Source organism: Variovorax soli NBRC 106424 (assembly GCF_001591385.1).
GTDB classification, from domain to species: Bacteria; Pseudomonadota; Gammaproteobacteria; order Burkholderiales; family Burkholderiaceae_C; genus Variovorax; species Variovorax soli.
In genome coordinates this window covers 1-12079 of the sequence record NZ_BCUU01000130.1, presented here as the reverse complement: position 1 = coordinate 12079, position 12079 = coordinate 1, and the positions used below count along the sequence as shown (strand labels likewise).

Below are 12079 nucleotides of genomic sequence, written 5' to 3'. Positions count from 1 at the left end.
ACGCGCGCCGTCGGTGATGGCGATGGCGCTGAAGTTGGCAATGCCGCCGTGCCCCCATCCCAACCTTCCCCCAGGGGGGGAAGGGGCTATGGCGATGCGCCGTGGCCCGGGCGCAAGGGGCTTTGGGCCGCCGGCGCCGCGCTCGTGGCGGGCGGCATCGGCATCGTCGCGGGCCTGCTCGGCTGGCGATCGGCGATCGCGCCGGTCTCGCTCAGCGCGCCGGTGGCCTACAGCGAGGCCACCATCGAGCGCGGCCGGCAGCTCGCCGCGCTGGGCGACTGCGCCGTGTGCCACACCGCGCCAGGCGGCGCGCGCAACGCCGGCGGGCTCGCCATGGAGACGCCGTTCGGCACCGTCTACACCACCAACCTGACGCCCGATGCCGAAACGGGCCTGGGCCGCTGGTCCTTCAGCGCCTTCCAGCGCGCGATGCGCGAAGGCATTTCGCGCAACGGCCATGCGCTGTACCCGGCCTTTCCGTACACCGCCTTCGCCAAGACCAGCGACGACGACCTCACGGCGCTGTACGCCTACCTCATGTCGCAGCCGGCGGTGCATGCGCCCACGCCCGCGCCGCAGATGAAGTTCCCCTTCGGCCTGCGCCCGCTGATGGCGGGCTGGAACGCGCTGTTCCACGATTCTTCGCCCTATCAGGCGGACCCGTCGCGCAGCGCCGAATGGAACCGCGGTGCCTACCTGGTCAACGGCCTGGGGCATTGCGGCGCCTGCCACACGCCGCGCAACGCACTGGGTGCGGAGCAGGGCGGCCCCGCCTTTCTCTCGGGTGCGATGGTCGAGGGTTGGGAAGCGCCGGCCCTCACGGGGGCCGCGTCGAAGTCGGCGGTGCCGTGGACGGCAAGCTCGCTCTACCAATACCTGCGCAACGGCCACAGCCCGCGCCACGGCATCGCAGGCGGCCCCATGGCCGAGGTGGTGCGCGAGCTGGCCGAGGTGCCGGACGCGGACATCCGCGCCATGGCCAGCTACCTGGCGTCGTTCCAGCCCGACACGAGCGAAGCGCGTGCCGACGAGCTGGCGCGCCAGGCCGTTGCCAACGCGCAGCTGCGCCGGCCGGCGCATGGCGCGGCGCAGCGCCTGTTCGACGGCGCCTGCGCCGCCTGCCACCACGACGGCAACGGCCCCACGCTGCTGGGCGTGAACACGCCGCTGGCGCTCAACAGCCAGATCACCAGCGCGCGGCCCGACAGCCTGCTGCGCACCATCCTCGAAGGCGTGCGCGAACCCGCTTCGCAGGACATCGGCTTCATGCCGCCGTTCGCGGATGCGCTGGACGACCGCCAGATTGCCGAACTGGCGCAGTACATGCGCGCGCGCTTCGCACCGCAGGAGCCGGCGTGGAGCGGGCTGCCGCAGAAGGTGCGCGAAGCCCGCGTGCACGCCATGGCGCAGTCCGCGCGCTAGCGAGACGGCTGCCTCATCCCTGCGGCGGAAACTCCGGATGACGCGGCAGGCCATCGGCAAACTCCGCCCAGGCTAGGTGCTTCGAATGCCAGTAGTGGAACTGCGGCGGCAGCAGCTCGGGCTGGTCCATGCTGCCGATGGCCAGGTCGATCAGCCCCGGGATGTAGTCGGCGGTGAAGAAGATCTGCGTGCCGCAGTGCGGGCAGAAGCCGCGGCGCGCTTCGCTGGACGATGCGTAGGTCTTGGCCTGTCCGCCCATGCGCACCTGCGCTTCGCTGAACATGGCCCACGCCACCGCGGGCGCGGCATGGGCCCGACGGCACATGCTGCAGTGGCACATGGCCGTCATGATGGGGGCGCCGCTGGCGCGCCAGCGCACGGCGCCGCACTGGCATCCGCCTTCGAAGGCGGGGGTCTCGGACATGGGTGGCCTCCATTCGTTGGACGGGACTTGCGCCCGATCATGAATGCCAATTGCTGACAGCGTGGTGTCAGCAGCCCCACGCGCCTCGCCCGCACCGCGCGCATCCCGTACGATGGCGCCTCGCTTGCCATGCCATCCGTGGCTCACAAGCGGCCCTGCGTGCCGCACTTGCTCATCATTTGGAGATGCAATGGATGCAACCCTGCTGACGCCCGCCAAGTCCCTTCCGCGCGATGCGCAGCGCGCCACGCTCGTCGGCCGCCTCTGGCAGCCGGGGCTGGGGCCGACACTGGTGGCCGTGCACGAAGGCGGCCTGCATGACCTGTCCCGGCTGGCGCCCACTTGCAGCGAGTTGCTCGAACTCCCCGATGCCGCCGCCCGCGTGCGCACCGCGCTGGCCACTGCGCCGCGCATCGCCGAGCTGGATGCCGCGCTGGCCAACAGCCAGGAAGACCTGCGCGACCCGGCCAAGCCCTGGCTGCTCGCGCCCTGCGACCTGCAGGTCATCAAGGCCAGCGGCGTGACCTTTGTCGAGAGCCTGCTCGAGCGCGTGATCGAGGAGCAGGCGCGCGGCGATGCCTCCAAGGCAGAGGCCATTCGCGCGGCCTTGTCCGGCGTGCTGGGCGACAACCTCGCCGGCATCGTGCCGGGCTCGCCGCAGGCGATGAAGGTGAAGGAAGTGCTCATCGCCCAGGGGGCCTGGTCGCAGTACCTGGAAGTGGGCATCGGCCCGGATGCCGAGATCTTCACCAAGGCGCCGGTGCTCTCGGCCGTGGGCACCGGCGCAGACATCGGCATTCATGCCAAGTCCGTCTGGAACAACCCCGAGCCCGAGGTGGTGCTGGCGGTGAACAGCCGCGGCCAGACCGTGGGCGCGGCGCTGGGCAACGACGTCAACCTGCGCGATTTCGAGGGCCGCAGCGCGCTGCTGCTGGGCAAGGCCAAGGACAACAACGCCTCGTGCGCCATCGGGCCCTTCATTCGCCTGTTCGACGAGCATTTCGGCATCGAGCAGGTGCGCGGCATTACCGTGGGGCTCACGGTGCGCGGGCAGGACGGCTTCACACTGGAGGGCGAAAGCTCTCTCACCAGGATCAGCCGCGATCCGCTGGACATCGTCTCGCATGCCATCGGCGCGCACCACGACTATCCGGACGGGCTGGTGCTCTTCCTGGGCACCATGTTCGCGCCCACGCAGGACCGGCACGGCCCCGGCCAGGGCTTCACGCATGAGGTGGGCGACGAGGTGGTGATTGCCGCGCCGGAGCTAGGGGCGCTGGTCAATCGGGTGCTGCATTCGGACCAGGCAGCACGCTGGAATTTCGGCATCGGCGCGCTCATGCGCAGCCTGGCCGCACGCGGACTGCTCTAACCAACCAACAACCCAAGGAGAGGAAAAAATGAAGACTGTCTGGAAGTTCGTCGCGAGCACCCTCATCGGCGGCCTGCTGGTGCTGCTGCCCGCCTATCTGGCCATCTTGCTGATCGCCAAGGGAGTGAAGGGGCTGATCGGCATCGCCAAGCCGCTGGTCAGCCACCTGCCGATCGAGGCCGATCATCACGCCATCGCCGCGCTGGGGATCGTGCTGGCGGCCAGCTTCATCGTGGGCCTGGCCGTCACGACCTGGCCAGGCCGCCCGCTGGGCCGCTGGCTGGACAAGGGCCTGCTCGACCGGATTCCGGGCTACACCTTCCTGCGCAGCCTGCTCAGCCGCACCTTCGGCGACGAGACCGCCGAGTTTCGCGTGGCCTTTGTCGAGTTCGACGACAACACGGCGCTGTGCTACGTGGTGGAGGAACATGCCAACGGGTACTTCACCGTCTTCCTGCCGTCCTCGCCCACGCCCTTCTCGGGCAGTGTCCTCTTGATGCCGGCGCACCGCGTCCACATCGTCGATATTCCTTTCACGCAGGCGTTCAGCGCCATGGCCAAGTGGGGCACCGGCATCCGGGACATGGCCCCGCTGGTGGAAAAGAGGCTGACGCGAGACGTCGCGCCCTGATCGCTGTAGCCGCTATCTGAAGCGCAGCCCCGCTCAGTGGCTGGCCACCCCCATGGCCGGCAGGAAGTCGCCGCGCAGCGCCAGGAAGCGCAGCTGCGCGGCCAGCAGCTTGTAGCGTTCCTCGGCGCGGCGCTGCTGGGCCAGGTAGCGGCTGTCCAGCAACTGCACCAGCTGCAGCAGGCTGCGCTTGCCGGCCTGGTACTGCAGCTCCGCCGCGCGCACCAGCTGGTCGTACTGCGCGACCTGCTCGTCCAGCTGGCTGACGGCCGAATGGCTGTTGGCCATGCGCGGCGGCAGTGTCGCCAGTTCGGACTGCAGGCTTCGCTCCACGCGATCCGCCTCGGCCTTGGCCGCCTCGGCGCGGGCCATGGCTTCGGCGCGGCGGGCCTGGTTCTCGCCGCCCAGCGGCAGGTCCCAACGGGCGCTGACCAGCCAGCCCTGCTCCTGCTTCGCATCGGTGATGGGGCGCGAGCTGTTGTGCAGTTCCCGGGTGTAGTCCAGGTCGATGCGCGGCGCGATGGTCGATGCCCACGGCAACACGCGCGCACTTGCGGCTTGCGCCCGCGTGCGGGCGGCCGCCAGCAGGCCGGATTCGCCGGCGGGCGCATCCGGCATGAAGTGGGCATCGGACAGTTCCACAGGCACCAGCGGCCGCAGCGTCACGCCCGTCAGGATGGCGAGCCGGTCGCGGCCGCTGCGCAGGTCGGCCAGCAGCTGCCCGTGGGCCACCTGCGCATCCAGCAGCGCGGCCTGGGCCTGGTTGGCATCGGAGGGCGCGAGCTTTCCCAGTTCGGTGGATCGCTTGACGAGCTCGACCAGGCGCTGCGCCTCGCCCACGCGCTGGCGCGAAGCCGGCAGCAGCTCTTCATGGCGCAGCAGTTCGGCATAGGCGTTGGCCACGCGCTCGCCGATCTCTTCCTGCGCGCGGCGCACGTCGGCGCGTGCCGCGGCCATGTCGTGTGTGGTGCCGCGCAGTTCGGCCATGTCGGCACCGCCGTTGAACAGGTTCCAGCGCAGGCCCACGGAGGATTCGTCCGTGCGGCCGTCGACCGGCGCGCCGAACAGCGTCTCCTTGGCGCGGCCCTGCAGGGCCTGCGCGTTCAGCACGGGCGCCAGGCGCGATCGCGCCTGCACCCGGCGCTCGCCGCTGGCTGCTTCGAGCGCGCGGGCCACCAGCAGCTGCGGGTCTTGCTCCATGGTGCGTGCCAGCAGCGACTGGAGCGTCTCCGGCGCGCCGGCCAGGGCCTCCGCGTACGGTACGGCGTTCGATTCGCGTGCGGACGAGCCCGCAGGTGCGGAGGCGGCCCAGGCAGCCCCGGTCGAAATGGCGGCCGCCGCGAGCGCGGCCAGGCAGATGGGGCGATGCAACATCTCAGCGCTCCTGCAGCGCACCCTGGATGCCGCGCAGCACCGGCTTGAGCAGGTACTGCATCACGCTGCGCTCGCCGGTGAGCACGCTGATGTCCAGCGGCATGCCGGGACTGACGGGCAGCGGCTTGCCATGCAGCCTGAGCTGGTCGCGCGCGGCACTGAGCTGCACCTCGAAATACGGCTCCCCCTTGTCGTCGACGACGGCATCGGCGCCGATGCGCTCGACGGTGGCCTGCATCTGGCCGAAGGTGGCGGCGTCGTAGGCCAGCACGCGCACGTTGGCCACCTGGCCCGGGTGCAGGAAACCGATGTCGGCCGGTTGCACGCGCGCCGTCATCTGCAGCTGCGACTCGTCGGGCACGATCTCGACAATGGGCTTTCCGGCCAGGGCGACGCCGCCCTTGGTGGAGACCAGCACGCGGTTGACCACGCCATCCACCGGCGAATGCAGCTCGCGCCGGTCCACGCGGTCCTGATGGCCCTCCAGCGTGGCGACCAGGCTCGCCGCCTGGGTTTCGAATTCGGACCGCTGCGCGCCCCATTGGGCGCGGGCACGGGCGCTGGTCTGCTCGAGCGTGGCCTGCGCTTCGGCCACACCGGCCTTCAGGCGCGGCACCGAGGTGCGAAGCCCCTCCAGCTCGGACTGCTGCTGGAGCAGACGCTGCTTGGCGGCCAGGTAGTCGGCGCGCGCGCCGGCGCCCTCGGCGAACAGCTTTTCCTCGATGGCAAAGCTCTCGCGGGCCACGGCCACCGATGACTGCAGGGCGCCGATGCGGGCCTGCGCCTCGCGCAATTCGCCGGCGCGCCGATGCGCTGCCTCGCGCGCGGCGTCGACGCCGGCCTCGTATTCACGCAAGGCATCGCGCCAGAGCTGCTGCTCCTTGGCGATGAGCTCGGGCGCTTCGGCGCGCCAGGCAGGCTCGAAGCGCGGCTCGCCGCCGGAAAGGAGGGCCTCCGTGCGGGCGCGTCCGGCCGCGGCCGCGAGGTACTTCTGCCGGCTCTCGCCCAGGCCGGAGGTGTATTGCGCGGTGTCCAGCCGCACCAGCAACTGGCCCTTGACGACGCGGTCGCCGGGCGCGACGCGCATGTCTTCGACGATGCCGCCTTCCAGGCTCTGCACTTCCTGCAGCTTGCTCGGCGGCGTGACCACGCCGCGCGCCTGGACGGCCACATCGAGGCGGGCCAGCGCAGCCCAGACGAGGGCGGTGGCGACAAACAGGATCGTCAGCAGCACCATGGCCAGGACCGTGCGCCGGGGGCCATGGTCGGGGTCGGGGTGGGACGCGGGCAGGGGGCGGCGCAGGAGTTCGGTGTTCATCTCGGGCTCCTCTTCAGGCGGCAGCGGCCAGTTCGGCGCCTTCCGCCGTGCCCGCCTTGGCGGCCTTGCCGGCGGGGCGCTGCGCGAGCGCCTGCAACACGGCGTCGCGCGGTCCGTCCGCCACCACGCGGCCACGGTCCAGCACGACCAGGCGGTCGACCAGGGCCAGCATGGCCATGCGGTGCGTGACCACGATCTGTGTCGTGCCCTGGAGAGAACGCAGCCGCTCGATCAGCTTCTGCTCGGTGGCCGGATCGACCATGCTGCTGGGCTCGTCGAGCAGCAGCAGCCTGGGCTGCGCGAGCAATGCCCGCGCGATGGCGACCAATTGCCGCTGGCCACCCGACAGGCGTTCGCCGCGCTCTCCCACGGCGGTCGCCACGCCTTGCGGCAATTGGGCGACGATCTCGTCCAGGCAGGCCGTGCGCATCGCGGCGAGCAGCGCCTGGTCATCGGGCTGCACGCGGCCGATCTCGATGTTCTCGCGCAGGTTGCCGTGAAAGAGCACCACGTCCTGCGGCACGTAGCCGATCTGCCGGCGCAGGGACAGGGGCTCGAGCTGCGTGGTCACCAGGTCGTCGACGCGAACCGATCCCGAGGCGGGCGCATATTGATTCAGGATGAGCTTGAGCAGCGTGCTCTTGCCAGAGCCGAGCTTGCCGATGATGCCCACGCGCTCGCCGGCCCGTATGCGCAGGTTCAGGCCCTCGATGGCCGGCGGCTGGTTGGGAAAGCCGAAGGTGAGCTCCCGGAACTCCACCGAGCCGCTCAGGGGCGGCGCCTGCAGCGCCGTGCCGGCTTCATCGCCCGGTGCCGCCATGATCTTGTCGATGGCGCGCAGGCTCTGGCGCGTCTGCTCCCAGCGCAGCACCAGGGCCGCGAGCTGGCCGACCGGCCCCAGCGCCCGGCTGCTCAGCAGGCTTGCCGCGATGATCTGTCCCATGGTGAGCGCCTGTTCGCTGGCCAGGTAGGCGCCGGCCGCCACCACCGCCACACTGCACAGGCCCTGGATCGCCGCGTTGAGATAGCTGGTGAAGGCGGTGATCTCGCGCGTTTGCATGTTGTTGTGGGCGATGGCCTGGGTCAGCGACTCCCACTTGCGGCGGCTCCATGCTTCGGCGCCGATGGCCTTGACCGTGTCCAGACCGTTCATCGTCTCGAACAGGTGGGCCGTGCGCTGGGTGCTTTCCTGCATCGCCTCGTCCACTTTTCGAGCCAGCGGCTTGCGCGAGACCAGCGGCACGGCCAGAAGCAGGGGCAGGCAGGCGAGCGGCACGAAGACCAGCGGGCCGCCCACGAGGGCGATGACCACCAGGTAGAACAGCGTGAACGGCAAGTCCCCCAGCAAGGTCAGCGTGCCGGTGGAAAAGAATTCGCGTACCGATTCGAAGTCGCGCACGGTGTTGGCTAGCACGCCGCCCGAAGCCGGCCGGTCGATCGAGCGCATGCGCAGGCACTGGGCATACACCTGCGAGGACATGGCCACGTCCATGCGGCGGGCCGCGCTCTCGAGCAGCTGGCTGCGCAGGAGCCGCATCGCGAACTCGAAGCCGGTGACCAGCAGCACCGCCGACGTCAGCACCCACAGGCTGCCCAGCGCGTTGTGCGGGATGACGCGGTCGTAGACCGCCATGCTGTAGAAAGGGATGAGCGCGCCGAAGATGTTGAGCGTGACGGTGCCGGCCAGGGCCCACCCCAGCATCCACCGGTTGCGCGCGAAGGTGTCCCAGAACCAGCGGCTGGCCTGGGGCAGGGTGTAGAGCAGGCTGCGCTCGTCGAAATGCAGCTGCGGGCGCACCGCGATCCAGCGCCCGCCGGGAACCAGGTCTTTCAAGCTGCCCACGTCGTACAAGCGGATGCCCTCGACGCCCGGTTGGTGGCATTCGGCCTGGCCGCCCTGCAAGGACAGCACGACGATGCATTCACCTTGGCTGCCCAGGAAGAGGGCAGGCAGTTCGGTGGGGCGTGGCAGATCCGTGCGCAGCCAGGTGCCGGTCAGTCCCGCGTGGGCGAGCCAGCGCCGGATGTCTTCCTCGCTGGCACCGCTGCCGGATGGTTCGATGGCGGCCCCGTCGCGCAAGCCTTCCGCCTGCACGGCCGTCCCGAAGAAGCGCGCCAGAAACACCAGGGCATCCGGCACCTGGGACGCTGGCGGCATTGCGGTTTCTGGCAATGGATCGTTATCGTTCATCGTTGTTCCCGTCCCTGAGCGCCAAGCGAGCGCCCCTGCGTCCGCCAATTAGCGGCCGCGATTTCGAATCTGTAAGTGCCTGAAGCTCGGTGCGCCGCCCTGAGCTGGCGGTGCGAATGAGCCATTTGCCCGCTTTATTGCGGGTTTCGCTGCTTGCCTTGAAAGTCGATCCGCAATCTGTGCGCGAATTGATTTCGGTCCTGCAATTTCATTTGCGAATTTGATAATTGAGCGGGCGCATCAGCCAATACGCGCTTTTCAACCTGTGCGGCACGACGATAAATTTCTGACCCAGTGTCCGCATCATTCGCCTCGCCGGCCGCCACTCGATCTTGCAAGAAATGAATACTGTTTTGTTGTGGGAATTTTAATTGGCTGCACTGGATTTCTTGCGAGGCTCATCCCCGCTCTGAGCCACAAATGTCACGAATTGGAGCCCCTGCCCAAGTGATATTTTTCGCGGATGAACTTAATTGACAATTGAGGGTTTATTATTTGCAATTGGCTTGCAATCTTTCGGAGCGTGGAAGCCCGGGCACGGACGTTCTCGGCAGCAAAAGAAAAGGGCGGCGTGCCTGTCAGGCAGCCGCCCTCATCGTCCGAAGAGTCGTGGTTCAGCCGGCGATGGCTTCGGTTTGAAGCGCCTGCACGATCTTGCGCGCCACGTCAGCGCTCTGGGCCCAGTCGGCGGCGCCGATCTCCCCGGCCATGGCCGCGCTGGTGGTGGACACGCTGCCGGCGCCCACCAGCGCGTCGAGCGCCGAGTCGTCGCCGCTCAGCAAGTCGCCGAGGCCTGCGGCATCGCTGGTGCCGGCGAAGAACACGTCCTCACTCATCAGCTGGCTGCCGTCCTCGCGCGTGGCGCTCGACTGCAGGTGGCCGCGGCCTTCGCCGTCCACCGTGACTGTCATTTGCGTCGAGATGGAGGCAATGCCCGACTCGCCCAGCGTGCGCAATTCGCCTTGCTGCACCTGCGCATCGCCGTTGTCCACCCACAGCAGCAGCCCCTGCGTTTCCTCGCCGCTCAGGATGCCGTCTGAATTGGTATCGAGCGTTGCGAGCTTGTCGTAGCCGTTCGCAAAAGCGCCACCTTCGTCGCCGAACAGGCGCGAGCCGTTCATCTGCGTGGCCGCCAGGCCGTCGCGGTTGTCCACCAGGATGCCGTCGCCGGAGCCATCAAACCATTCGATGGTGTCGAGCTTGCCATCGGCGTTGATGTCGAACTGCACGGTGCGGCCCAGTTCGGCACCCGCGTCCTTTTGCGACGAACTGGTGGCGCCGGTCACGCCGATCTGGCCGTCGCCGTTCAGGTCCAGCGCGACGGGCGTCCAGATGGTCGTCGAGGTCTTGAGCGACTCGACCGCGCCCTGGCAGGCGGGGTCTGCCGACTGAACGTCGCCGGTGTCGATGTACGTCCAGTCGAGCTTGATGTGGGTGTACGACCGGACGATCTTCAGGTCCAGCCGGCCCGCCTGGATGTCGGCCAAGGTGACGTCGAAGGTCTTGCCGTTGCTGAAGTCGATGGGCTGGCCGTCGAACAGCACCGTTGCGTATTCGGCACCCTTGGACAGGCCATAGAGCCGGATGACCTTCAGCGAGTCGACGTCGCTGCCAACGGCGGCGAGCTTGTTGTAGCCGCCGAAGTCCTGCAGCGCATCGGCGCTGTCGTCGAAGGTGCCGAATTCCTTGACGGAATAGTTGTGGATCCAGGTCGTCTTGCCGTCGAGCTTGCCATAGAACTGCCAGCCGCCGAAGGCGTCCCAGTGGTAGGTCTGCCCGCCGCCCTTGACGGTCGGCGCGTCGGAAACGGCATTGACCTGGATCTGGACGGTCTGCGTGTATTGCTTGCCGCTTGCATCTTCCAGCGTGTAGACCAGCTTGTCGATGCCGTAGTAGTTGGTCATCGACTTGTACGTGACCTGCCCATCGGCGGTGAAGCTGATGGCCCCGGCCTTGGACTTGAAGGTGGTATCGAGCGCAGCCGTTTCATGCGCGACCTTGACCAGCTTCAGGCCCACGCCCAGATCGTTGGCGAGCACGTTGAACGTGACGGAACGGTCCTCGCAGACACTCGCGCTGTCTGCAACGGGCGAGGTCGCTTCCGGCTTGATCCCCGCATCCGCGCTGTCGTCGCGTTGGCCGGATGCCAGCGTGTAGACGCCGGTCAAGCCGGTCGTGGCGTCCGCGTCGGAGTCCACTGCGTCGTTCACGCCCACGTTGGAGCTCGACAGAACGGTGCCGTCGGGCGCAACGAAGCGCACGAGGTATTCGCCCGGAATCACGCTGTCGAAGGAGTAGTTGCCGTTGGCATCGGTCAGCTGCGTGGCCACGAGGTCGCCAGGCACGACGGTTTCGGTGCCCAGCGCCCCGCCGCCCTCGCCGACGTTGCCTCGAAAGGCCGTGTAAAGCTCGACCTTGACCCCGGCCCGGCCGGTTTCGCCCGCATCCTGGACGCCGTTGCCATTGAAGTCGTTCCAGACCCGGTTGCCCAAGGAGGCGAACTTGAAGAAGCCGATGTCGGCGTTGCCGCTGTTGTCGCCGGCCTGCAGCGTCATGGGGTCGAACAGCGGATTGGTGACGCTGGCGTCATAACCGTTCGGCGTGGCGAAGCGCAGCTGGTAGCCCTCGCCGGGCACCAGGTTGCCGAAGCTGTAGACGCCGTCCGCATCCGTGACCGCGGTGGACACGACCTCGTCGCTGGTGATCAGGCCATTGCCGTCGATGTCGCGGACCAGTTCGACCGTGGCGCCGGCGATGCCCGCTTCGCCATCGTCTTGCAGTTCGTCTGCATTCAGGTCCTGCCAGACGCGGCCCTGCAGCCTGGCCGTGGATGCTTGCGCTGCCGCCACCACGGCAGCCTGGGTTGCGATTTCCTGTGTGGCGAGTGCCTGGTCTTGCGACATTTGAATCCCTGATTTGTGCAATTGATGTGTGAATGAATGCGCTTCGCCTGCGGTGACAGTGCACCTTGCCGGATGAAATACCCCGGTGAGTGTGCGAACGCAGGTTGCCTGGATCCCCAGTGGCAGCGAAAGATGTCGATGAATCTTGCGCGGATCGCGCCTGGAGCTGGCGAATTCTAGTAAGAAGGAACTAATTTTCGAGCCGCGGATGTGCTCGAAAGCGGCGTAAATGTCACGCCCTCGCTTGATTTGCGGTGCGCCTTCTCGTGCAATTCACAATCTATTGCAATAAGAGGTTATTTCGCCAACTTTTGCTTCCTATTTTCGGGGCGCATTTCAAACCGGTGCGAGCGCCAGTTGCCGCGCCATGCGGCGCACCGCGGCGGGGATCGGCGCCACCATCGGCGCGTCCAGGCGCGCGGCGACCCCGATGGCGGCCTGGCCCAG

8 protein-coding genes are annotated in these 12079 nt (G+C 68.1%); 3 read left to right on the top strand and 5 right to left on the bottom strand.

Translation table 11 applies throughout. The features are described 5' to 3' along the window. Positions 1 to 1422, top strand: a 1422-nt coding sequence (locus tag VSO01S_RS23990) for a c-type cytochrome (RefSeq protein ID WP_153305404.1), incomplete at its 5' end; no start/stop codon positions are given. Positions 1423 to 1435: 13 nt separating this feature from the next. On the opposite strand, the gene VSO01S_RS23985 is transcribed toward VSO01S_RS23990, so the two are convergent. Further along, the gene (locus VSO01S_RS23985) at positions 1436 to 1846 is read right to left on the bottom strand and encodes a GFA family protein (RefSeq protein WP_068645301.1); all 411 of its coding nucleotides are present in this window, start codon (positions 1844 to 1846) and stop codon (positions 1436 to 1438) included. Positions 1847 to 2036: 190 nt separating this feature from the next. Between VSO01S_RS23985 and VSO01S_RS23980 the strand changes: the two genes are divergently transcribed. Together VSO01S_RS23980 and VSO01S_RS23975 are read left to right on the top strand one after the other, a co-directional pair. Further along, positions 2037 to 3218, top strand: a complete 1182-nt coding sequence (locus tag VSO01S_RS23980) for a fumarylacetoacetate hydrolase family protein (protein WP_068645300.1) — start codon at positions 2037 to 2039, stop codon at positions 3216 to 3218. Positions 3219 to 3246: 28 nt separating this feature from the next. Continuing rightward, positions 3247 to 3849: a DUF502 domain-containing protein gene (locus VSO01S_RS23975; protein WP_068645299.1), complete on the top strand. Its 603-nt coding sequence runs from the start codon at positions 3247 to 3249 to the stop codon at positions 3847 to 3849. 33 nt (positions 3850 to 3882) lie between these two features. On the opposite strand, the gene VSO01S_RS23970 is transcribed toward VSO01S_RS23975, so the two are convergent. The 4 genes from VSO01S_RS23970 to VSO01S_RS23955 form a co-directional block, all read right to left on the bottom strand. Further along, complete coding sequence (locus tag VSO01S_RS23970; protein ID WP_068645298.1) at positions 3883 to 5220, bottom strand: TolC family protein; 1338 nt, start codon at positions 5218 to 5220, stop codon at positions 3883 to 3885. Between the two features lies 1 nt (position 5221). Further along, positions 5222 to 6538, bottom strand: a complete 1317-nt coding sequence (locus VSO01S_RS23965; protein ID WP_068645297.1) for an HlyD family type I secretion periplasmic adaptor subunit — start codon at positions 6536 to 6538, stop codon at positions 5222 to 5224. A 13-nt stretch (positions 6539 to 6551) separates the two neighbouring features. Then, positions 6552 to 8696 (bottom strand): type I secretion system permease/ATPase, encoded by a 2145-nt coding sequence (locus VSO01S_RS23960; RefSeq protein ID WP_068645296.1) that lies wholly within the window; start codon positions 8694 to 8696, stop codon positions 6552 to 6554. A 647-nt stretch (positions 8697 to 9343) separates the two neighbouring features. Next, positions 9344 to 11632 (bottom strand): SdrD B-like domain-containing protein, encoded by a 2289-nt coding sequence (locus VSO01S_RS23955; RefSeq protein ID WP_068645295.1) that lies wholly within the window; start codon positions 11630 to 11632, stop codon positions 9344 to 9346. Between the last annotated feature and the right edge of the window lie 447 nt (positions 11633 to 12079).